General features: G+C 71.4%; 22 protein-coding genes and 2 riboswitches. Of the genes, 16 read left to right on the forward strand and 6 right to left on the reverse strand.

Annotated elements, in window-relative coordinates; genetic code table 11:
- Nucleotides 1–408 precede the first annotated feature (408 nt).
- The 7 genes from ACIBU0_RS15475 to ACIBU0_RS15505 all read left to right on the forward strand — a co-directional run bounded on the left by ACIBU0_RS15475 (nt 409) and on the right by ACIBU0_RS15505 (nt 6,722).
- Nucleotides 409–1,335 (forward strand): RICIN domain-containing protein, encoded by a 927-nt coding sequence (locus ACIBU0_RS15475; RefSeq protein ID WP_398817466.1) that lies wholly within the window; start codon nt 409–411, stop codon nt 1,333–1,335.
- Nucleotides 1,293–2,477: an exo-alpha-sialidase gene (locus ACIBU0_RS15480; RefSeq protein ID WP_398817469.1), complete on the forward strand. Its 1,185-nt coding sequence runs from the start codon at nt 1,293–1,295 to the stop codon at nt 2,475–2,477. The genes ACIBU0_RS15475 and ACIBU0_RS15480 overlap by 43 nt, the downstream gene beginning before the upstream one ends.
- A 99-nt stretch (nt 2,478–2,576) precedes the next feature.
- A complete protein-coding gene (locus ACIBU0_RS15485; protein WP_398817472.1) occupies nt 2,577–3,227 on the forward strand; it encodes a class I SAM-dependent methyltransferase in 651 nt (216 codons plus the stop codon).
- Between the two features lie 79 nt (nt 3,228–3,306).
- A complete protein-coding gene (locus tag ACIBU0_RS15490) occupies nt 3,307–4,272 on the forward strand; it encodes an N-acetylmuramoyl-L-alanine amidase (protein ID WP_398817475.1) in 966 nt (321 codons plus the stop codon).
- 164 nt (nt 4,273–4,436) lie between these two features.
- Entirely contained in the window at nt 4,437–5,249 is an 813-nt protein-coding gene (locus ACIBU0_RS15495) for a hypothetical protein (protein ID WP_398817478.1), read from the forward strand.
- A 105-nt stretch (nt 5,250–5,354) separates the two neighbouring features.
- Nucleotides 5,355–6,368 carry an LLM class F420-dependent oxidoreductase gene (locus ACIBU0_RS15500; RefSeq protein WP_398817480.1) on the forward strand — a complete coding sequence of 338 codons (1,014 nt, stop codon included), beginning with the start codon at nt 5,355–5,357 and terminating at the stop codon, nt 6,366–6,368.
- Nucleotides 6,369–6,428: 60 nt separating this feature from the next.
- Nucleotides 6,429–6,722 (forward strand): hypothetical protein, encoded by a 294-nt coding sequence (locus ACIBU0_RS15505; RefSeq protein ID WP_398817483.1) that lies wholly within the window; start codon nt 6,429–6,431, stop codon nt 6,720–6,722.
- Between the two features lie 12 nt (nt 6,723–6,734).
- Here the strand turns inward: ACIBU0_RS15505 and ACIBU0_RS15510 are convergent, their stop codons facing one another.
- The 3 genes from ACIBU0_RS15510 to ACIBU0_RS15520 all read right to left on the reverse strand — a co-directional run bounded on the left by ACIBU0_RS15510 (nt 6,735) and on the right by ACIBU0_RS15520 (nt 10,409).
- Nucleotides 6,735–7,805, reverse strand: coding sequence for a prenyltransferase (locus ACIBU0_RS15510; protein WP_398817486.1), 1,071 nt, complete (start codon nt 7,803–7,805; stop codon nt 6,735–6,737).
- Complete coding sequence (locus ACIBU0_RS15515; RefSeq protein WP_398817489.1) at nt 7,802–8,536, reverse strand: class I SAM-dependent methyltransferase; 735 nt, start codon at nt 8,534–8,536, stop codon at nt 7,802–7,804. The genes ACIBU0_RS15510 and ACIBU0_RS15515 overlap by 4 nt, the downstream gene beginning before the upstream one ends.
- Nucleotides 8,537–8,600: 64 nt before the next feature.
- Nucleotides 8,601–10,409 (reverse strand): glycosyltransferase, encoded by a 1,809-nt coding sequence (locus tag ACIBU0_RS15520; protein WP_398817492.1) that lies wholly within the window; start codon nt 10,407–10,409, stop codon nt 8,601–8,603.
- 210 nt (nt 10,410–10,619) lie between these two features.
- On the opposite strand from ACIBU0_RS15520, the gene ACIBU0_RS15525 reads away from it, so the two are divergent.
- A complete protein-coding gene (locus ACIBU0_RS15525; protein WP_398817494.1) occupies nt 10,620–11,237 on the forward strand; it encodes a TetR family transcriptional regulator in 618 nt (205 codons plus the stop codon).
- Between the two features lie 17 nt (nt 11,238–11,254).
- Nucleotides 11,255–11,447: riboswitch (TPP riboswitch) on the reverse strand.
- Nucleotides 11,448–11,600: 153 nt separating this feature from the next.
- Here the strand turns inward: ACIBU0_RS15525 and ACIBU0_RS15530 are convergent.
- Both ACIBU0_RS15530 and ACIBU0_RS15535 read right to left on the reverse strand, forming a co-directional pair.
- Nucleotides 11,601–11,834, reverse strand: coding sequence for a ferredoxin (locus ACIBU0_RS15530; RefSeq protein ID WP_398817497.1), 234 nt, complete (start codon nt 11,832–11,834; stop codon nt 11,601–11,603).
- Between the two features lie 6 nt (nt 11,835–11,840).
- Complete coding sequence (locus ACIBU0_RS15535; protein WP_398817500.1) at nt 11,841–13,298, reverse strand: aldehyde dehydrogenase; 1,458 nt, start codon at nt 13,296–13,298, stop codon at nt 11,841–11,843.
- A gap of 144 nt (nt 13,299–13,442) precedes the next feature.
- Between ACIBU0_RS15535 and ACIBU0_RS15540 the strand changes: the two genes are divergently transcribed.
- The 3 genes from ACIBU0_RS15540 (at nt 13,443) to ACIBU0_RS15550 (ending at nt 15,247) form a co-directional block, all read left to right on the forward strand.
- On the forward strand, nt 13,443–13,649 hold the full coding sequence (locus tag ACIBU0_RS15540) for a hypothetical protein (protein WP_398817502.1): 207 nt from the start codon (nt 13,443–13,445) through the stop codon (nt 13,647–13,649).
- Nucleotides 13,650–13,723: 74 nt separating this feature from the next.
- Nucleotides 13,724–14,752: an MBL fold metallo-hydrolase gene (locus ACIBU0_RS15545; protein ID WP_398817505.1), complete on the forward strand. Its 1,029-nt coding sequence runs from the start codon at nt 13,724–13,726 to the stop codon at nt 14,750–14,752.
- A gap of 42 nt (nt 14,753–14,794) precedes the next feature.
- Nucleotides 14,795–15,247 (forward strand): nuclear transport factor 2 family protein, encoded by a 453-nt coding sequence (locus tag ACIBU0_RS15550; RefSeq protein ID WP_398817508.1) that lies wholly within the window; start codon nt 14,795–14,797, stop codon nt 15,245–15,247.
- Here the strand turns inward: ACIBU0_RS15550 and ACIBU0_RS15555 are convergent.
- Nucleotides 15,244–15,939 carry a phosphotransferase gene (locus ACIBU0_RS15555; RefSeq protein ID WP_398817511.1) on the reverse strand — a complete coding sequence of 232 codons (696 nt, stop codon included), beginning with the start codon at nt 15,937–15,939 and terminating at the stop codon, nt 15,244–15,246. The genes ACIBU0_RS15550 and ACIBU0_RS15555 overlap by 4 nt on opposite strands.
- A 41-nt stretch (nt 15,940–15,980) precedes the next feature.
- Nucleotides 15,981–16,116, forward strand: a riboswitch (cobalamin riboswitch).
- A gap of 112 nt (nt 16,117–16,228) precedes the next feature.
- Here ACIBU0_RS15555 and ACIBU0_RS15560 point away from each other — a divergent pair.
- Genes ACIBU0_RS15560 through ACIBU0_RS15580 form a run of 5 tightly spaced genes read left to right on the forward strand, consistent with a single transcriptional unit; the run spans nt 16,229 to nt 21,713 of the window.
- A complete protein-coding gene (locus ACIBU0_RS15560) occupies nt 16,229–17,446 on the forward strand; it encodes a prenyltransferase/squalene oxidase repeat-containing protein (protein WP_398817513.1) in 1,218 nt (405 codons plus the stop codon).
- Nucleotides 17,443–18,114: an SCO2322 family protein gene (locus ACIBU0_RS15565; protein WP_398817516.1), complete on the forward strand. Its 672-nt coding sequence runs from the start codon at nt 17,443–17,445 to the stop codon at nt 18,112–18,114. The genes ACIBU0_RS15560 and ACIBU0_RS15565 overlap by 4 nt, the downstream gene beginning before the upstream one ends.
- The gene (locus tag ACIBU0_RS15570) at nt 18,107–19,198 is read left to right on the forward strand and encodes an energy-coupling factor transporter transmembrane component T (protein WP_398817519.1); all 1,092 of its coding nucleotides are present in this window, start codon (nt 18,107–18,109) and stop codon (nt 19,196–19,198) included. Before ACIBU0_RS15565 ends, ACIBU0_RS15570 begins: the two co-directional genes overlap by 8 nt.
- Nucleotides 19,195–20,877, forward strand: a complete 1,683-nt coding sequence (locus ACIBU0_RS15575) for an ABC transporter ATP-binding protein (protein ID WP_398817522.1) — start codon at nt 19,195–19,197, stop codon at nt 20,875–20,877. Before ACIBU0_RS15570 ends, ACIBU0_RS15575 begins: the two co-directional genes overlap by 4 nt.
- On the forward strand, nt 20,874–21,713 hold the full coding sequence (locus ACIBU0_RS15580) for an ECF transporter S component (protein WP_398817525.1): 840 nt from the start codon (nt 20,874–20,876) through the stop codon (nt 21,711–21,713). Before ACIBU0_RS15575 ends, ACIBU0_RS15580 begins: the two co-directional genes overlap by 4 nt.
- The last annotated feature ends 105 nt before the right edge of the window (nt 21,714–21,818 follow it).

A 21,818-nucleotide genomic window follows, 5' to 3' on the forward strand; every position in this document is an offset into this window, starting at 1 on the left:
GCCCCCCGTCGTTCCGGCGGGGGGCGTAGTGCGTCATGAGCCCGGGGGAGCGACAGCCAAGCGCCCTCGGCCGGAGAGTTCGCCGCCATGCCGCCTGTGATTGACCGTCCGTTCCAGGTCACTTCACCCCACCCGCATCGGCTTGTCACTCGGCGCCCGCGAGTACACAGCGGAACCGGGAATCCGTCACGTGTGCGGAGATCCCAGGGAGCGCCCTGAGGGGAGCGGGCCGGGGGAACGCGGGGAGGCGGGGGTGTATGGGGCGGGGGCAGCACGCAGACGCGTGTTCAGCAGACATCACCGCCATCACCCTGCACTGCCGACGCCGCTCATCGCCGGTTCACGCACCTCTCACCCGCGGAGTACCGACTCCCGGACGCAAACGAGAGGTCGTTCGATGTCATGTCTATGAAAAAGCCGAAGCGCGTCTTTGCCGTCGTGGCCGCGGTGTTGTGCTCGATCGCCGCGACGCTGGTGTACACCCTTGCCTCATCCACCCCGGCGAAGGCGGAGGACGACTGGAGAAACCTCCGCAACCTCAACGCGGGAAGATGCCTGGCCGTCCCCAACTCCAGTACGGCCGACGGCACCGGCCTGGTCCAGTGGACCTGTAGCGAGAACTCCGACCAGGACTGGACGTTCACCAAGGTGGCGGGCGGGAACGGAGACCGGTACCTCATCCGCAACCGCTACAGCCTCAAGTGCCTGGCCATGCCCAACTCCAGCCTGGCCGACGGCACACAGGCCGTTCAGTGGCCCTGCGACAGCACCGGCAACGAGCAGGTCTGGATCCACGACAGCTGGAACCGGCTGCGGAACGTGAACAGCGACAAGTGCCTGGCGGTCCCCAACTCCAGCACCGCCAACGGCGCCGCCGTCGTCCAGTGGACCTGCTCGACGAACCTGGACCAGCGCTGGGTGTGGTCCGAGGACACCTCCACCTACGCCCGTCTCTACAACTTCGGCACCGGCCAGTGCCTGGCCGACCCCGGCTCCAGCTACGAAAACGGCATCGCCATGATCCAGTGGTCGTGCAGCAACAGCGACAGCAACTACTGGGCGCTCCAATCGGTGTCCGGGGGTTTCCGGGTCGTCAACAAGGCGAACGGCAAGTGCCTGGCCCTCGCGGGCGCGAGTACACAGAACGGCGCCAAGGTCATCCAGTGGCCGTGCGGCGGCGGCGACGAGCAGGTCTGGGTCCGCATCAGCCTGGACCGATTCCAGAACAAGAACAGCGGGCTGTGTCTCGCGATCCCCAGCTCCAGTCAGACCCCGGGAACGGAGGCCATTCAGTGGACCTGCTCGACCAGCGGGAGCCAGCAGTGGATGTGGTGACGCGCAGACGGGCATGGCCCGTCCTCCTGACCGCACTCGTCCTCACCGTCCTGTCCGGCCTGCTGCTGCCAGGGCCGGCCGCCGCCGAGGGCACGTCGTCCGAGTCGACGGTCTACGCGAACGTCGTCACCGGGGGCGACGGGCCGCGCACCCCCGACATCGTCAGCACCAGCGCGAACAACGCGGTCGTCGCCTGGCGGGAAGGCCTTAGGCCCGGCAACCGGGACATGGGCTACATCCGGTACTCGTACACGACCGACGGCGGCGCCAACTGGAGCCGCCCCCAGATGCTGGCCCAGGAGACCAGCGCGTTCGCCTGGCACTACGTCATCCTCTACAAGACGGGCAGCGAGCTCTACGCGTTCATGGGGCGTACCCCGATCGCGGACGCGACCGAGGACGACGGAATCAACCACGACGGCCTTCCGATCAGCGACACCGTCGTCAAGCGCAGCACCGACGAGGGTCACTCCTGGCAGACCTACCCCGCCACCTTCCCCCCGGACATCCGCAACCTCGTCTTCGCCGGGCGCCCGCTCAAGCTGGAGACCGGCGAGGACGCCGGCAAGCACGTCATCCCGTACTGGGCGAGCGGGCGGGAGAACGGGGTGCTGGTCTCCTCGGACCTGAAGTCCTGGGTGAAGCGTGGCACCGTAGGTGGCGGGCTCGCGTTGGAGGCCGGCGAACCCCAGATCGCCTTCTCGCAGAGCGACACGGCCACCAAGGACGAACTGGTCATGGTCGCCCGCTCCAAGAACGCCCAAGCCGTGACCTCCACGAGCCCGGATGGCGGCAGAACCTGGAATCCCACCTCCTTCGCATCCGACGCCAACGTGCCCAGCAACAACTCCAAGGTCTACTTCACCAAGGACAGCAACGGCCGGTATCTGGCCATCTACAACACGGCCACCGACCGGGGCGTTCTGAACTACAAGGTCAAGAGCCCTGGCGGAGCCTGGGGAGCCGGAAAGTTCTTCGCCAACGGCACGGAGCCCGAGGTCGACTCTCCCGGTACCACAGGGGAGGGCTGGGACACATACGCGATGGCCGATGAGTACGCCCCGGGCAAGTTCTTCGTCGTCTGGGAGTACGACACCAGCCGCATCAAGGTGAACAGGCTCGACATCTCCGACGCACCCTGATCCACCCCGCCGTACCGCCGTACCCCCTGTCGCCCGCCGACCAGGGGGTACGGCAGCATGGGGCGCGTCTCGCCGCACCTACGACCGGAAGGCCCCGCGATGCCCCCAGCCCCCAAGCCCGAGATCCTGGCCGCGTTCGAGGCGGCGAAGGGCTTCATGCCCACGGGTGAGGGGCTCGCGCTCTATGCGGCGGCCGTCGAGGCCGGGCGCCTCGGCCTTCCGCTCCTGGAGGTCGGCACGTACTGCGGTCGCTCCGCGATCCTGCTCGCCGACGCCGCCCGCGAGGCCGGTGTGACGGCCCTCACGGTCGACCACCACCGGGGCAGCGAGGAGCAGCAGCCGGGCTGGGAGTACCACGACCCGGAGACGGTCGACCCCGAGATCGGGCTGATGGACACGCTGCCGACGTTCCGCCGCACGCTCCACAAGGCGGGCCTGGAGGAGCACGTCGTCGCGCTGGTCGGCCGCTCACCGCAGGTCGCCAAGGTCTGGGGCACCCCGCTCGGCCTCGTCTTCATCGACGGCGGCCACACCGACGAGCACGCGAACGCCGACTACGAGGGCTGGGCACCGCATGTCGCCGAGGGTGGGCTGCTCGTCATCCACGACGTCTTCCCGGACCCGGCCGACGAGTTCACCGGGCAGGCGCCGTACCGCGTCTATCTGCGGGCTTTGGAGTCCGGGGCGTTCACGGAGGTGTCGGTGACGGAGTCGCTGCGGGTGCTGCGGCGGACGGGGACCGGCGTCTGACCCCGCCGCGACAACGCCCGACGGCGGCCCAGCCGTGGCTTACCGGCGGACGCCCGGGTCGGCCCGTAAGGTGGCAGGCGTGTCGTACGTAGGTCCGGACTTCGATCCTCCCCAGCCCCGCCGCCGACGCCGCGCCCTGACCGTCGCGGCCGCCGCTCTCGTGCCGGGGGCGCTGCTCGGGTGGGTGATGTACGAGGCGGTGGGTGACACCGGCGGCCGAGGCGCATCGGGCGATACGGCCGTACGGTCGCCGTCCGCGGCACCGGCGGGCACGACACCGACGGACGCCACCACGACCGACGACAAGCCACCGGGCCCGACCCCGACCGCCGGCTCCACGGCCGACTCCACCTCCGCGCCCGCCGCCTCCGGCCCCCTCAAGGGCAAGGTCGTCGTCATCGACCCGGGCCACAACCCGCACAACTTCCAGCACACGGCCGAGATCAACCGCAAGGTGAACATCGGCACGAACCGGAAGGAGTGCGACACCACGGGCACATCCACCAACGACGGCTACACGGAAGCCGAGTTCACCCTGGACGTCGCCCACCGTCTGCGCACGTTGCTGCAGAAGCAGGGCGCCACGGTGAAGTTCACGCAGGACGGCGACCGCTCGTGGGGGCCGTGCGTGGACGAGCGGGCGCAGATCGGCAACAAGGCGGGCGCCGACGCGGTCGTCTCGATCCACGCCGACGGCGCGGCGGCCGGCGACCGCGGCTTCCACGTCATCCTCCCGGACCGGGTGGACGCGGGCGCCGCCGACACCGGCCCGATCGTCGCCCCCTCCCGCGACCTCGGCGAACGCATCGCCGGCTCCTTCGTCCGCGTCACCGGCAGCGCGCCCTCCAACTACGTCGGCGACGGCACCGGCCTCGTCACGCGTAAGGATCTTGGCGGTCTCAATCTGTCAACGGTTCCCAAGGTGTTCATCGAGTGCGGCAACATGCGCGATAGCAAGGACGCGGCACTGCTCACCAGCGGCGCTTGGCGGCAGAAGGCGGCGCAAGGGATCTCTGGCGGAATCGTGAGTTTCCTGCGGGGGTAATGGTCCACGGGCTGATCCCGGCGGACAGCCTCGTCGGTCGGACGATAAGGTCGTCCGTACGATGAGGGGCCACCCCCGCGCTTCACACCGGGGCCTGATGGCGACATGGTGACAGCGACGCCTCCAGCGATGCCGATGACGAGACGACTGACGAAGGACCTGAAGTGAATATCCGCTCCCTCACTCGAGGCGACGGCGTGGTGATCGGAGCAGCGGTATTGCTGTTCATCGCGTCGTTCCTCGACATCTACTCCGCCGATGGTGCCGAGGGCATCGATCTGCCGAACGCCTGGGGCAGCGGACCGCTCCTGCTCGGCGTCGTGCTGGCGGGTCTCATCGGCGCCGCACTCATCGTGGTCGCCCGGGGGCTGCCGCAGGCGCCGAAGGTCGCCGGTCTGGACCTCGGCCAGTTCGGTATCGCCTTCACGGTCTTCGCCGCCTGGAGCGCGCTCGGCAACATCTTCGACCCGGCGGGCGGCGCGAACAACGTGGGCGGGAGCACCTCCGGCCCCGACGCGGGCATCGGGCTGATCCTCGCACTGATCGCCACCCTGGCCATGGCCGGCGCCGCGGTCGCCACCCCTCTGGTCCCCGCCCTCCAGGCCGCCCTCCTCCCCGCCCCCAAGCCCCCCACCCCTCAGCCCTACGGCGCCCAGCCGCCCGGTGGTTACGGCTACCCCGGCGCCCAGCAGCCGCAGGCCGGACAGCCCTACGGCGGTCAGCCGCAGCCGGGGCAGCCCTTCGGTGGGCAGCCGCAGCAGCCGCAGGCGCCCTCCGCCGACTTCTCGCCGTTCTGGTTCGCCGTACCCGTGCCCCGCCCCCTGTTCGCGGAGGACGGCTCCCCCACCCCGATCGCCGAACTCGCGCCGGGCACCTGGTACCTGGCCGTCGAGCAGCGCGGTCCGGCGCTGGTCGCGCAGACGCAGGACGGGCGCCGTGGCGTCCTCCAGGACACGTCGGGCATCCAGCGCGGCTGAGTCGCAGCTCTCTCCTCAGCGGCCCCTCACCCTTCCCGGTGAGGGGCCGCTGTCGTACAGTCGCAAGCCCAGGCACGGATCTGACGACCCGTCAGGAGGCGGCGCATGCGGCTCGGGCTCGCACTCGGCTACTGGGGTCGCGGCCCCTCCGCGGACCACGTACCCCTAGCCCAGGAGGCAGAGCGGCTCGGCTACGACTCCGTGTGGACGGCCGAGTCCTGGGGTTCCGACGCCTTCACGCCGCTCACCTGGATCGCCGCGCAGACCTCAAGGATCAAGCTCGGCACGGCGGTTGCCCAGATGGCCGCCCGCTCACCGACCACCACCGCCATGCACGCCCTCACCCTCGACCACCTCTCGGGCGGGCGCATGATGCTGGGGCTGGGGCTGTCGGGGCCGCAGGTGGTGGAGGGGTGGTACGGGCGGCCGTTCCCGAAGTCGCCGCTGACCGCGACGAGGGAGTACGTCGATGTCGTACGCCAAGTCCTCAGGCGTGAGGCTCCCGTCGAACTCGACGGGCGCTTCCACTCCCACCCGTACCGCGGCCCGGACGCCACCGGCATCGGCAAGGCCCTGAAACCGATCACTCACCCCCTCCGGCCCGACCTCCCCGTCCTTCTCGGGGCCGAGGGGCCCAAGAACGTCGCCCAGACCACCCGGATCGCGGACGGCTGGCTGCCGCTGTACTGGTCGCCGAGCAAGCCGGAGGAGGTGTACGGGGAGGCCGTCACCGACCTGCCGGAGGGGTTCCTCGTCGCCCCCATGGCCCAGGTGCGGGTCTGCGCCGACGTCTCCGAAGGGCTGCTCCCCGTCAAGGTCATGCTCGGCTTCTACATCGGCGGCATGGGCCACGCGGCCCGCAACTTCCACGCCGACCTCATGGCCCGCATGGGGTATGAGGCAGAAGCGCGCCGGATCCAGCGGCTGTTCCTGGACGGCCGTCGCGAGGAGGCCGTCCTCGCGGTCCCCGACGCCTTCGCCGACGAGATCTCCCTCGTCGGCCCGCGTGAACGCATCGCCGAGCGGCTGGAGTTGTGGCGGAAGGGCCCGGTGACGGACCTGCTGGCCCTGGCACCGGACCGGCACACGCTGCGCGTGCTCGCCGAGCTCAACTCATAGCCCGACCCACAGCCCGGCGCGCCGAGGTTTCATCCAGGGTTCAAGGGTCACCCGACGGGCATGTCCCCTCGATATCGCAACGGTGCCAACCAGGCCGGCACGGTCATCGCGATCGTCGCCGACATCATGGCCCTCATCCTGGGCCTCTGGATCCTGATGTACCTCCTGGACGCCAACCGCGCCAACGACTTCGTGCAGTTCATCCATGACGCGGCGCGGTGGCTGGCGGGCTGGTCGCACGACCTGTTCACGTTCGACGAGGCGTGGGCGAGGGTCGTTGCCGGGTACGGTCTGGCGGCGGTCGTGTACCTGTTCGTGGGGCACGCCATCGCCAATCGTGTGCACCGGCACTGAGGCCCCGTCGTCTCAGGCGCAGCAGTCCGGGTCGAGTCCCCTCGGCAGCTCCTCGCCGCCGAACACCTGGCAGGTGGCCTCGTGGCCGCCGAGGGCGGCGACGGCGAGGAGGAGGGAGCCGGCCGTCCAAGTGGTCAGCTCCAGCGGCCAGATCGCGTCGTCCTCGAAGACGTAGCCGGTCCAGTACAGCCCGCTCTCCGGGTCCCGTAGGTGCTGGATCGACTGCAGGATCTCCAGCGCCCGGTCGGACTCGCCCATCGCCCACAGGGCCAGGGCGAGTTCGGCGGACTCACCGCCCGTGACCCACGGGTTGGGCACCACGCACCGCACCCCGAGCCCGGGCACGACGAAGCGCTCCCAGCCCTCCTCCATGCGGGACTTGGCCTCGGTACCCGTCAACGCCCCACCGAGGACCGGGTAGTACCAGTCCATGGAGTACCGGTCCTTGTCCAGGAACCGCTCCGGGTGCCGGCGGATCGCATGCCGTAGCGCCCCCGCCGCCAGCTCCCAGTCCGGTTGCGGCTCTTCACGCTGCTCGGCGATGGCAAGGGCGCACCGCAGCGCATGGTGGATCGACGAGGAACCGGTCAGCAGCGCGTCCGCTGTCGCCGTGCCGTCCTCGTCGCGCCGCCAGCCGATCTGCCCGCCGGGCTGCTGGAGCTGGAGGACGAACTCGATGGCCGCGTAGACGGACGGCCACATGCGGTCCAGGAACGTGTCGTCGCCGGTGGAGAGGTAGTGGTGCCAGACGCCCACGGCTATGTAGGCGACGAAGTTGGTCTCGCGCCCGGTGTCGGTGACGTCGTCGAAGGCGCCGTCCGCGTAGGCGGCGTACCAGGAGCCGTCCTCGTTCTGGTGGGTCGCCAGCCAGGTGTAGGCCCGCTCGGCGGCCGCGTGCTCACCGGCCGCGTCCAGTGCCATCGCCGCCTCGACGTGGTCCCACGGGTCGAGGTGGTGCCCGCGGAACCACGGGATGGCCCCGTCCTCCCGCTGCACGGCGAGGATGCCCGCGACGGTCGCGGCGGCCTGCTCGGCGGTGAGGACCCCGGGCAGGACGAGGTGTTCTGTCCGGGGGGTCGTCACTTGGCGTCCACCCGGGGGAGGTGGGGCTTGGTCGCGTACGCCACGAAGCTCTTGCCGATCAGCGGGTTCAGCGCCTGTTCGGCGACCCGGGTGGCCAGCGGTTTCTTCATGATGTCCCAGACCAGCAGCTTGTGGTACGCCCGCACCGGCAGCGCCTTGTCGTTGTCGACGCCGAACGCGCACTTCAGCCACCAGTACGGCGAGTGCAGCGCGTGCGCGTGGTGGGTGCCGTACGGCTTCAGGCCCGCCTCGCGGATCTTCGCCAGCAGCTCGTCCGCCTTGTAGATGCGGATGTGGCCGCCCTCGACCTCGTGGTACTCGTCGGACAGCGCCCAGCAGACCTTCTCGGGGCCGTAGCGCGGGACGGTGATGGCGATACGGCCGCCCGGCTTGAGCACCCGCACCATCTCGGCGAGGACGCCCTTGTCGTCCGGGATGTGCTCCATGACCTCGGAGATGATGACGACGTCGAAGGACTCGTCCGGGAAGGGCAGCGCGAGGGCGTCGCCCTCCATGGCGGTGGCCGTGGCCCCCTCCGGCGCCTCCCCCGCCTCCTTCATCGCCGCGAACCACTTCGCGACCTCGCGGATCTCCTCACCGTTCTGGTCCAGCGCCACGACCTGGGCGCCGCGCCGATAGCACTCGAACGCGTGCCGGCCGGCACCGCAGCCGAGGTCCAGGACGCGGTCGCCCGCGGCGAGCGGGAACCGGGAGAAGTCGACGGTCAGCACGGGGGCCTGCTTTCGCGGTCGGAACGGTTGGCGGGGCGGGGATCGAGGGTTGTGGGGGCGGCGGTCACTGGGCGGTCCCGGTGACTCGGGTGGACTCGCCGGCCCTGGCAGCACCGGTCACGCGGGTGGATTCGCCGGCTCTGGCAACCCCGGCCAGGTGGGCGGACTCACCGGTCATGGCGGTTGCGGCCAGTGGGGCGGGCTCGCCGGTCTCAGCGGCCCCGGCCAAGCGGGTCGGCTCACCGACCCCGGCAGCCTCGACCACGCGGGCAGACCCTGCCCCGTCCGCCTCAGCCAGCCGGCCGGACTCACCGACCCCCACGGCCGCGCCCACACTGTCCGACTCACCGACCCCAGCAGCCTCGACCACGCGGGCAGACCCGGCCCCGGCCGCCTCAGCCATCCGGCCGGACTCACCGACCCCCGCGGCCGCGGTCACACTGTCCGACTCACCGACCCCGGCAGCCTCGGCCACGCGCGTGGACTCACCGTTCTTCGCGGCCCCTGCCGCCCTTGCCGCCGCGGCAGTTGTCGGGGCCGCGGAGCGGGAGGGATCCGGGCGCGCGGAGCGGGCGATCGCCTCGCGGTAGCGGGCCACCGTTCCCTCGGCGGCCCGCGCCCACGTGAAGTGCCGTAGCACCCGCTCACGCCCAGCAGAACCAAGCCGTACCCGCAGCTCCGGGTCGCCCAGCAACCGGCTCAGCCCAGCGGCCAGCGCCCCCGCGTCGCCCGGCGGTACCGCCAGGCATGTCTCGCCGTCCTGACCGGCGACCTCCGGGATAGCGCCGCCGGTCGTGGCGACGAGCGGCGTCCCGGTGGCCATGGCCTCGGCGGCCGGCAGGGAGAAGCCCTCGTAGAGCGACGGTACGCAGGCCACCTCGGCCGAGCGGACGAGGTCGACGAGCTCGGCGTCGGAGATGCCCTTGACGAACTCGACGGCGCCTTCGAGGCCGTACCGTTCGACGGCCTGCGCGACCGGCCCCTCCTCAGGGCGCTTGCCGACGACGACGAGGTGGGCGTCGGGGTGCTCGGTGCGGACCTTGGCGAGGGCCTCGACGAGGAAGACGAGGCCCTTCAGCGGGACGTCGGCGCTGGAGGTCGTCACGATGCGGCCCGGTATCTGCCGTACCGAGGGATCCGGCGAGAAAAGGTCGGTGTCGGCGCCGATGTGGACGACGTGGATACGGTCCTGCCGTACGCCGAGGTGGTCGACGATCTCCGCGCGGGACGTACCCGACACGGTGAGCACCGACGGCAGGCGGCGCGCCACGCGCTTCTGCATGCGCGTGAAGGCGTACCAGCGGCGTACGGACATGCGTCGCTGCCGGCCCTCGGCGGCGTCCAGCTCCAGCTGCCGGTCCACGGTGATGGGGTGGTGGATCGTGGTGACGAGGGGGGCGCCGATGTCGCCCAGCAGGCCGTAGCCCAGGGTCTGGTTGTCGTGGACGACGTCGAAGTCGCCGCGCCGGGCGCGCAGATGGCGGCGGGCGCGCAGCGAGAACGTCAGCGGCTCGGGGAAGCCGCCGGTCCACATGGTCGCCACTTCCAGCGCGTCGATCCAGTCGCGGTACTCGTCGCGCCCCGGGGTGCGGAAGGGGTCGGGCTGGCGGTAGAGGTCGAGGCTGGGGAGCTCGGTGAGGGTCAGACGGTCGGCGTAGTCCGCGCCCTCGTCGAGGACGGGGTAGGGCTGGGAGCCGATGACCTCGACGCGGTGACCGAGGCGGGCCAGCTCGCGGGAGAGGTGCCGAACGTAGACGCCCTGGCCGCCGCAGAACGGGTTCCCTTTATAGGTGAGAAGCGCGATGTCGAGCGGTCGCTCGCCGTCGGCGGCAAGGTCCGTCGGGGACCCGGCCTCCCTGGCCTCAGCGGTCACTCCAGGCCCCCTTCTCCCTGCTCTGTCCCGCGAGATTACGACGGGACGCTAATCTAGAACAAGTTTCAGACTTGATCGTTCAAGAGGCTCTGAATCTACCGGCAGGTAGCGCCGCTGTGAGCGATGGATCAGGTGATTCACGCCACGGCCGACGCCCTGGCATGCTCTGTCCGGTCACTCACCCTCACCGACTGTCACGGAACGGGATCCATGCCTGCGGAAGTCAGTAGCGCAAGCCCGGCCTCACCGCCCCTCACCGAGCGGCAGGAGGCCCGTCGCCGGCGCATCCTGCACGCCAGCGCGCAGCTCGCGAGCCGGGGTGGTTTCGACGCCGTACAGATGCGGGAGGTCGCGGAGTCCTCGCAGGTGGCGCTCGGCACGCTGTACCGCTACTTCCCGTCGAAGGTGCATCTGCTGGTCGCCACGATGCAGGACCAGCTGGAGCACATGCACGGCACGCTGCGGAAGAAGCCACCGCAGGGCGAGACGGCGGCGGAGCGGGTCGCGGAGACCCTGATGCGCGCCTTCCGCGCACTGCAGCGCGAGCCGCATCTGGCCGACGCCATGGTCCGCGCCCTGACCTTCGCCGACCGCAGCGTCTCCCCCGAGGTGGACCAGGTGTCCCGCCAGACGACGGTGATCATCCTGGACGCGATGGGGCTGGAGAATCCGACGCCCGAGCAGCTCTCCGCCGTCCGCGTCATCGAGCACACCTGGCACTCGGCCCTGATCACCTGGCTGTCGGGGCGCGCCTCCATCGCCCAGGTGAAGATCGACATCGAGACGGTCTGCCGTCTGATCGACTTGACGGCACCGGATCGGCCCTAGCGCCCCGGGCACGCGAAAGACCTACGAGACGGGTTCCCTGCGCCGGTATTACCCGGATCAGGTGCTGGGGGTCGCCTTCCGGTCTTCCGACCTCTCGGTCTTCCGACTTTCCGGCCTCTCAGCCCGGACCGTCGATGTCGGCCCCAGCGGAAGCCCTTCGACTTCCCGCCAGAGTCGGCTACTCCGGTTCGGGCTCCCTCACTCGTCCCGTAGGCCGATTTCCATAATAGAACGCCCACCTCTGAATCGAACACCCCACATGCCTATTTTCTCGGGCGAAATCGGGCATCCGATTTGCGCCCGGAACGGCCTCGACGCTCGGAACGGCCTCAGTCCTCGGACAGCCTCAGTCCTCGGACCGCCTCAGTCCTCCGGCGGGAACACCGGCTCCCCGCTCCCCAGCAGGGTGATCACGATCGCCTCCACCGGGCAGCTCTCCGCCGCGGCCAGGATCCTCTCGTTCGCGTCGGTCTCCGGGTCGGCCGGATGGGACTGGCGGCCGGTGTCGAGCCGGAAGCCGTCGGGGGCGTGGTGGACGCACTGGGCCGAGCCGATGCACACCGACCGGTCGACCTCGACGTGCCAGCGGTCGCCCATGTCCTCTCACGCCTCCCAGCCGGCCGGGAGGTGGATCATCTTGTGCTCCAGGTACTCGCCGTAGCCCTCGGGGCCGAACTCGCGCCCCAGCCCGGAGTTCTTGTAGCCGCCGAAGGGGCCCAGCATGTCCAGGCTGAAGGTGTTCACCGAGTAGGTGCCGGTACGGACCTGGCGGGCGATCTCGATGCCGTGTGCGGTGTCGGCCGTCCAGACGCTGCCGCTCAGGCCGTAGTCGGAGTCGTTCGCGATCTTCACGGCCTCGGACTCGTCGCCGTAGGGGAGGAGGCAGATCACCGGGCCGAAGATCTCCTCGCGTGCGATCCGCATGGAGTTGTCGACGTCCCCGAAGAGCGTCGGCTCGACGTACCAGCCCTTCGCCAGCCCCGCCGGACGCCCACCGCCCGTCAGGATCTTCGCGCCCTCCTCCTGGCCGATGCGGATGTAGTCGAGGTTCCTGCGCTGCTGCCGCTCGGCCACCAGCGGCCCCACCTGGGTCGACGGGTCCAGCGGGTCGCCGACCACCAGCGCGCCCGCCGCCGCGGCGAAGGCCTCGGCGAACTCGTCGTAGCGGGAACGCGGGAGCAGGATCCGCGTCTGGGCCACACACGCCTGACCGTTGTTCATCCACGCCGCCGGGACCACACCGGCGACCGTCGCCTCGACGTCCGCGTCCGGCAGGACGACGGCCGCCGACTTGCCGCCCAGCTCCAGCGTCACGCGGGTGAGGTTGCGGGCCGCGACCTCCATCACGCGCTTGCCCGCCGCCACCGAGCCGGTGAAGGAGACCTTGTCGATCCCCGGATGTCCGACCAGGTACTCGCTCACCTCGCGGTCAGCCGGGAGGATGGACAGGACCCCGTCCGGCAGCCCGGCGTCCTTCGCGATCTCCGCGAGGAGGTAGGCGTCCAGCGGCGACTCCGGCGACGGCTTGAGGATCACCGTGCAGCCGGTGAGCAGCGCGGGCGCGAGCTTGGCGGCGGCGACGAACTGCGGGACGTTCCAGGGGACGACGGCCGCGACGACCCCGACCGGCTCGCGCCGCACCAGGATCTTGCCCAGCACGCCGTCGCGCCGCTCCTCGTACGGGAAGTTCCGCGCGACCGTGATCGCCGCGTCCCACACCATCATCGCGCCCAGCGCCTGCGCGAGGACGCTCCAGGAGTACGGGGAGCCGTTCTCGGAGGAGATCACGCGGGCGATCTCCTCGTGGCGCAGGGCGATGCCGTCCTTGATGCGCGTGACGACCTCGATCCGCTCGTCGAGCGACATCCGCGGCCAGGGACCCTCGTCGAACGCCCGCCGCGCCGCCGCGACCGCCCGGTCGACATCGGCCGGTGAGGCGTGCGGCACTCGTCCGATGACCTCCTCCGTGTGCGGCGAGATCACCTCGATGACGTCCTTGCCCAGGGGGTCGGTCAACTCCCCGCCGATGAACAGCTGTCCGTGTTCCACGAGCTCGGTCATGGCCGACGCCTCCTGCGGAGCTGAAGCGGGATTCCTTGGTTTCTGACGCTGTTTCAGAAACTGATACCAGTTCCACTACGAGGAGTCCACGGATCGCACATCAATCACGCCTACGCTGATCAAGCCGACGGGGAGGAACGCTGAATGACGGCAGAACGCGAGCGCAGGCACGCGTGGGCGCTGTTCGCGGCGGCCGTGACGACGGCCGCCTGTGGCGCCGTATGGACGGCGTCGAACTGGGACGACGTCACACACGGCAACGGGGTGTCCGTCCACCGGGAGACGAAGAGCCCGGAGGAGATCAGGGAGTTCTGGACCCCGGAGCGGATGCGGAACGCCCGGCCTGGATGACTCAGGCTCCCATCGAAACCCGTTCTAGTTATAGTGGCCGTCGGTGTGTGCCGGTCGCGGCGATTGGGGAGCCCATGGCGCAGGTGTACGACCACGGCGGCGGCGTCCGGTCCCTCCGGGTCCCCATCCCCGACAACCCACTCGGCCACACCCTCGTGTACGTCGTCGACACCGACCGCGGCCCGGTGCTCATCGACACCGGCTGGGACGACCCGGCCTCCTGGGACGCCCTCGCCGAGGGCCTGACGGCGTGCGGCACCGCGGCCGCCGAGATCCACGGCGTGGTCATCACCCATCACCACCCCGACCACCACGGCCTCTCCGGCAAGGTGCGCGAGGCCTCCGGTGCCTGGATCGCGATGCACGCGGCGGACGCGGCGATCGTACGGCGCACCCGCGCGACCCACCCCGAGCGCTGGTTCTCCTACATGGCGGACAAGCTCACCGCGGCCGGCGCCCCCGACGCCCACGTGTCCCCGCTCCGCACCGCCCGCCGAACCCGGCCCCTGCCCGGCTTCTCCCCCGCCGCTCCCGACCGCGAGATCGTCCCCGGCGAACTCCTCGACCTCCCCGGCCGCCGCCTGCGCGCCATCTGGACCCCGGGCCACACGCCCGGCCATGTCTGTCTGCACCTGGAGGAGGAGCACCCGTCCCGGCTCCCGGGCCACGGCCGCCTGTTCTCCGGCGACCACGTGCTCCCCGAGATCACCCCGCACATCGGCCTGTACGAGGACCCCGACGACACGACCGTCACCGACCCCCTCGGCGACTACCTCGACTCCCTCGAACGCGTCGGCCGTCTCGCCCCCGCCGAGATCCTCCCGGCCCACCAGTACGCGTTCACCGACGCGCCCGCCCGCGTACGGCAGTTGCTGACCCACCACGAGGAACGCCTCACCGGACTCCTGGCGTTGCTGTCCGAGCCCCTCACCCCCTGGCAGCTCGCCGAGCGCATGGAGTGGAACCGGCCCTGGGACCAGATCCCCTACGGCTCACGGAACATCGCGATCGCGGAGGCCGAGTCGCATCTGCGGCGGCTGGTGAAGCTGGGGCGGGCGGAGGCGGTGGCGGGGAGCGAGCCGGTGACGTACGTGGCGGTGTGATCGGATCGTGCCCCCGGGTTCCCGGCTGGTACCAAGGGACCCATGGACCCCTTGGAGCAACTCCTCTCCGAACGCGCCTGCGAGCGTCTGATCCTCGACTTCGTCCACCGCCTCGACCTCTGCGAACCCGCCTCCGTGGCCGAGTTGTTCACCGAGGACGGCCGGTGGGAGTGGCCCCCTCCGGGAGACGGACGGCGCTCGGAGGGGCGCGAGGCGCTGCGGGCGTACTTCGGCGCACGGCCTGCGGACAAGCTCTCGCGGCGGATCATGTCCAACATCCGCGTCACGGTGACCTCCCCTGAAACGGCCGAGGCGACGTCGTACTTCACGACGTACCGCGTCGAAGGCTGGACGGGCGGCATGGTCCCGGCCGGTCCGCCCGTGCAGGTCGGCCACTACGAGGACACCTTCCGCCGCGTCGACGGCCGGTGGCTGCTGGCCTCCCGCACCCTGCACCTGCCGTTCGGCGGCCCCACGCCGAGGGTCGACAACTAGGCTGCTCCGCTGGGCCCGCCCCTCCGGTCACGCATGAACGTACGGATCAATTGCTCGGCGTCACCGAGAAGTTCGACCTCACGCGACGTCATCGTCGGATTGGCAGCCCGGCGCCGCAGCGCCCCCGCCAGGCCGTCCTCCGTGAGGTCGGAGGGGTCGGCGAGCAGGGCGGCAAGGAGGGGGCGGGCGAGTTCGGCGAAGGGACCGTCGTCCACGGCGACCTGGGCGAGGATCACCGCGGAGGAGCCCCAGTCCAGGCCGGGGTCGCCGTCCCGTGCGTTGTCCCAGTCGATCACGTACGGACCGTCGGGCGTGAGGATGACGTTGTCCGGGTGCAGGTCCAGATGCAGCACCGAACCCGGCGACCGATGTGCGGGGAGGCGGTGCAGCTGCCGCAGCAGGCGGGCGAGGATGCCGCCCGCCTCGTCCGCGCCCATCGCCCCCTCCGTCAGCGCGCGCAGCATCGTCGGCCCCGACAGCCGCTGCATCACCAGGTCGGTCCGCGAGGAATCGGCGAGCCTCACCCGCGGCGCCGGATAGCCGTGTTCGCGCACATGCGCCATCACCGCGCCCTCGGCCCGCGCGTCCCCGTACCCGTCCCGGAAGCGGCGCAGCACCCACGCCTCGTCGATCTCGTACACGTCGGCGGTACGCCCCGACCCGAGCAGTCTGCCCACGGTCTCCTCAGCCATGGCCCGAACCTACCCGCCCCCGCAGGCGGCCCTCGGGGGTCTGGTTACGGCCGGGTAGAGTGGCGGCGTCGTCATCACACCCGTACGGGGGGAAGCCGGTGCAAATCCGGCGCTGACCCGCAACCGTGAGCCACGCAGTGGCAAGCCGGATCGCCCCGCACAGGTCTTGTGACCGGCTCACGTGCACCGGCAACCGGCCGGCGCACGGCACCGTCGAGGTACGGAGCCGAGCCGCCCGGGGGTCTTCCCTGTGCTGCCCGGTTCCCTCAGGGAAGGGCACCCGCCGATCATGTACGTCCGCCGCAGCGCCGCGGCCCTGGCCGCCACCGTCGCGATCGGCACGGCCGTTGCCACGCCCGCAGTCGCCGCCGATTCCTCCCCGTCCCCGTCGCCGTCCGTGGCGATCCCCGCCGGGCTGTACGGCGACGCCGACCCGACGTACGACGGGGTGTGGCGGCAGTCCCTCGCACTCATCGCGCAGAAGCGGATGAAGCTGGAGCCCGCCGCCAAGGCGATCGACTGGCTGACCGGACAGCAGTGCGCCAACGGGTCGTTCGCGGCATTTCGCGCCGCCCCGTCGAAGGCGTGCGACGCCAAGGTCATGGTGGACACCAACAGCACGGCCGTCGCCGTCCAGGGCCTGGCCGCGGTCGGCGAGCACGACGCCGAGGTCGAGAAGGCGGTGACCTGGCTGAAGTCGGTGCAGAACAAGGACGGCGGCTGGGGCTACACGCCCGGAGGGGCCAGCGACGCCAACTCGACCTCGGTCGTGATCGGCGCGCTCAACGCCGTCGGCACCGACCCCGCCGAGGTCCGCAGGGACGGCAAGTCGTCCTACGACGCCCTGCTCAAGCTCGCCCTGCCGTGCGCGAAGGGCGGCGCCTTCGCCTACCAGCCCGACAAGAAGGGCACGTTGTCGGCCAACGCGGACGCGACGGCAGCGGCCGTCGTCGCCGCGTCGGGCCAGGGCATGCTGACGGCGAAGGCGGGCGACAAGGCGGAGGAGGCCGCCTGCGCCGACGGCGCCCGCCTCACCCCGGAGCAGGCGGCGGCCAACGGCGCCGCCTACCTCGGCAAGGCACTCGACAAGGACGGCCACCTGAAGTCCGCCCTCGCGGGCGCCGAGGACCAGCCCGACTACGGCAACACCGCGGACGCCGTCGTCGCGCTCGCCGTACAGGGTGGTGAGCCTGCTGCCCGGAAGCCTCTGCGCTGGCTGGAGAAGAACGCCGCGAGCTGGGCGAAGCAGAGCGGCCCCGCCGCCTACGCCCAGTTGATCCTCGCCGCCGACGCGGCGGGCGCCGACCCGCGGGACTTCGGCGGCACGGACCTGGTCGAGCAGCTCAACGCGACGGGCCCGGCGCCCCAGAAGGCGGCGGACAAGCAGGAGGCGAAGGAGGACGACGACAATCCCTTCGGCGCCTGGTGGTACATCGGCGTCTTCCTGGTCGTGGGCATCGGCATCGGCTTCCTGCTGAGCGGCCGCAACAAGGGCGGACGGCAGTGATCCGCCGCGCGCTCGCTCCGCTTCTGGCCGCGCTGGTCCTCCTGACCGCCGCGGCCCAGGCCGCCCAGGCGGCCGGCTACCGCTACTGGTCCTTCTGGGACCACGACGGCGGCAAGTGGACGTACGCCACGCAAGGGCCCTCCACCGCCCGCCCGTCCGACGGCGACGTCCAGGGCTTCCGCTTCGCCGTGAGCGAGGACTCCGAGGACGCGGCGAAGCCGAGGGGCGCGGCGGAGTTCGCGGTGATCTGTGCGAGGACGCCCGCGCAGGAGGACAAGAAGCGGGTGGCCCTGGTCCTCGACTTCGGCACGCCGGCGGACGCCCCGTCGGGCGAGACGCCGCCGGCCCGCCGTACGGCATGCGCACGGGTGCCCACCGACGCAACGACGGCGGAGGCCCTGGCCGCGGTGGCCAAGCCCCTGCGGTACGACACGAACGCCCTGTTGTGCGCGATAGCGGGGTATCCGGAGAAGGGGTGCGGGGAGCAGGTGTCGGGGGCCGGAGAGCCGACGGCTGACGGCAAGTCGACGGCTTCCGAGAAGTCCGCGAAGGAGAAGGGCGCATCGGACGACAACGGCCCGTCGCTTGGCTTGGTGGCCGGAGGCGCCGTGGTGGCCGTACTGGGAGCGGCGGCGCTGTGGCAGGCACGCCGGCGTCGGCATGCGTAACTGCGGGCAGCTGCACCCCGGTGCCTGGTGGCTCTGGTCCCTCGCCCTGGGCACCGCAGCCACCCGCACCACCAACCCCCTCCTCCTCGCCCTCCTCACAGCGACGTCCGCCTACGTAGTGGTGACGTGCCGCCCCGACACCCCCTCCGCCCGCTCCTACACCGCATTCCTCAAACTCGCACTCGCCGTCCTCCTCATCCGCCTCCTCTTCGCCACCGCCCTGGGCTCCCCCCTGCCCGGCACCCACGTGATCGTCACGCTCCCCGAACTCCCCCTGCCCCACTGGGCACAGGGCATCCGCCTGGGCGGCGAGGTCACCGCCGAAACCCTCCTCTTCGCTCTCTACGACGGCCTGAGACTCGCCACGCTCCTCATCTGCGTGGGCGCGGCGAACTCCCTGGCCAGCCCCACCCGCCTCCTGAAGTCCCTCCCCGGCGCCCTGTACGAGATGGGGGTGGCGGTGGTGGTCGCCCTCACCTACGCCCCCCACCTGATCGCCGACGTCCAGCGCCTGCGCGCCGCCCGCCGCCTGCGCGGCCGCCCCGACACCGGCATCCGCGGCCTCCTGCACGTCGGACTCCCGGTCCTGGAAGGCGCGTTGGAACGCTCGGTCGCCCTGGCCGCCGCGATGGACGCCCGCGGCTACGGCCGTACCGCCGACGTCCCGCCCCGCGTCCGCCGTACGACCGCCGCCCTCACCCTCGGCGGTCTGCTGGGCGTCTGCGCGGGAACGTACGGCCTCCTCACCGCCGAAGGCGGCACCTACGGCCTTCCGGCCCTCCTCGTCGGACTCGTCGCCGCCCTGGCGGGGCTCCGCCTCGGCGGTCGCCGTACCCTGCGCACCCGTTACCGCCCGGACCGCTGGGACGCCCGCGCCTGGCTGGTCGCCGGTTCCGGCGCGGCCGTCGCCGCCCTGCTGACCCTCGCCGCGGCCCGCGACCCGGCGGCCCTGCACCCGGGCGTGATCCCCCTCGTCGCCCCCACCCTTCCCCTGTGGCCCGCGGCGGCGGTCCTCCTCGGCCTGCTCCCGGCCTTCATCAGCCCCTCACCCCGCACTCCCGCCGCCCCCAAGGAGCCGTCGTGATCCGCTTCGAGAACGTGTCGGTGACGTACGACGGCGCCCCCGAACCCACCGTCCAGGGCGTCGACTTCGAGGTCCCGGAAGGCGAACTCGTCCTCCTCGTCGGCCCGTCGGGCGTCGGCAAGTCCACCGTCCTCGGCGCCGTGAGCGGACTCGTCCCGCACTTCACCGGCGGCACCCTGCGCGGCCGCGTCACGGTGGCCGGCCGGGACACCCGCACCCACAAGCCCCGCGAACTCGCGGACGTGGTGGGCACGGTGGGCCAGGATCCCCTCTCCCACTTCGTGACCGACACCGTCGAGGACGAACTGGCCTACGGCATGGAGTCACTGGGCCTCGCCCCCGACGTCATGCGCCGCCGCGTCGAGGAGACCCTGGACCTCCTCGGCCTCACCGACCTCCGGGGCCGCCCCATCGCCACCCTCTCCGGCGGCCAGCAGCAGCGCGTGGCGATCGGCTCGGTCCTCACCCCCCACCCCAGCGTCCTGGTCCTCGACGAACCGACCTCGGCCCTGGACCCGGCGGCGGCCGAGGAAGTCCTGGCGGTCCTCCAACGCCTGGTCCACGACCTGGGCACCACGGTCCTGATGGCCGAACACCGCCTGGAACGGGTCATCCAGTACGCCGACCAGGTCGCCCTGCTCCCTTCCCCGGGCGCGGCCCCGATCCTGGGAACACCGGCGGAGGTGATGGCCGTGTCCCCGGTGTATCCCCCGGTGGTCGACCTCGGCCGCCTGGCGGGCTGGTCCCCCCTCCCCCTGACGGTGAGGGACGCCCGCCGCAGGGCAACAGCCCTACGGCAACAACTTGAGAACCGGGACGACAACGCCCCCCAGGGGCGCGGGGAACTGCGCGACCAGCCACAACAAACCCGCACCCGCCAACGGACAACACCCCCCGAACTCATGGGCGAAAAACCCACTACCCGCCGATGGTTCCAACGCAGGCGCACCCCCACCACCCCGACAACCCCCCACGCAGCCGAGGTCAAAGCCCTCACCGTGACCCGCGCCCACATCCAGGCCCTCAGCAACATCAACCTCACGGTCGCCCTCGGAGAGATCGTCGCCGTCATGGGCCGCAACGGCGCCGGAAAATCCACCCTCCTCAACACCCTGGTCGGCCTCGTCAAACCCACCGCCGGCTCGCTCACCGCAGGCGGAGCCGGCCTCGTCCCCCAGGAACCCCGCGACCTCCTGTACGCGGACACGGTCGCCGCCGAATGCACCACGGCCGACGCCGACGCCGGCGCAGCGCCCGGCACCTGCCGCGCCCTCGTCGCCGAGCTCCTCCCGGACGTCCCCGACGACACCCACCCGCGCGACCTCTCCGAGGGCCAGCGCCTGACACTCGCGCTGGCCATCGTCCTGACCGCCCGCCCCCCGCTGCTGCTCCTCGACGAACCGACCCGCGGCCTGGACTACGCGGCGAAGGCCCGCCTGGTCGCCTTGCTGCGCGACCTCGCCGCCCAGGGACACGCCATCGTGCTGGCCACGCACGACGTGGAGCTGGCCGCCGAACTCGCCGACCGGGTCGTGCTCCTCGCCGACGGTGAGGTGATAGCGGACGGGCCGGCGGCGGACGTGGTGGTCGCCTCGCCCTCCTTCGCCCCGCAGGTGGCCAAGATCCTGGCCCCGCAGAAGTGGCTCACGGTCGCCGAGGTGAGGGAGGCCCTGGGATGACCGGCCGCTCTACTCCCGAGGCTCCCCAGGCCCGCGCCGTCCGCCTGGGGCCCCGCTCCGTCGCCGCCCTCCTCCTCGTCAGCGCGGTCGGCGTGGCCGCGCTCGGCTGGCCGTTCCTCGCCCCGCCCGCCGCGCAGGTGAGCGCCCACGCCCAGGACGCCCCCTGGCTCTTCACCTGCCTGCTGCTCCTCCTCGTCGCCGTCGTCGCCGCGACGATCTCCGAGTCCGGGCTCGGCCCGAAGGCGGTGGCGATGCTGGGCGTGCTGGCGGCGACCGGCGCCGCGCTGCGGCCGCTCGGCGCCGGGACGGCCGGTATCGAGCCGATGTTCTTCCTGATGGTGCTCAGCGGCCGGGTCCTCGGCCCGGGCTTCGGCTTCGTCCTGGGTGCGGTGACGATGTTCGCGTCGGCCCTGCTCACGGGCGGGGTGGGGCCGTGGCTGCCGTTCCAGATGCTGTCGATGGGCTGGTTCACGATGGGCGCCGGGCTGCTGCCGGGCCCGGACCGCCTGCGGGGCCGCGGCGAGCTGCTCCTGCTGGGCGCCTACGGCTTCGTCGCCGCGTTCGCCTACGGCACGGTGATGAACATGCAGGGCTGGCCGTACCTCCTCGCGGACGGCTCGGCGATCGCCCCCGATCCCGGGGCCGGGCCCCTGGCCAACCTCGCCCGCTTCGTCGCGTACTGCCTCGCCACCTCGCTCGGCTGGGACCTGGGCCGGGCGGTCGTCACCGTGATCCTCACCTGCACGCTCGGCCCGGCGATCCTCAGGGCACTGCGCCGGGCCACGCGCCGGGCCGCCTTCGAGAGCCCGGTCACTTTCGACGCTCCCGGACAGTGAAGCCGTGTGCGCGCACCGCTAGCCACCCGGTGAACCACCCCACATGACCCACATCACCTACGATCCACTTTAGTTGGACAAATCGGATGCCATGGACACGGCAAT

Origin of the sequence: Streptomyces sp. NPDC049627 (assembly GCF_044465645.1) — a bacterium.
GTDB lineage: Bacteria > Actinomycetota > Actinomycetes > Streptomycetales > Streptomycetaceae > Streptomyces.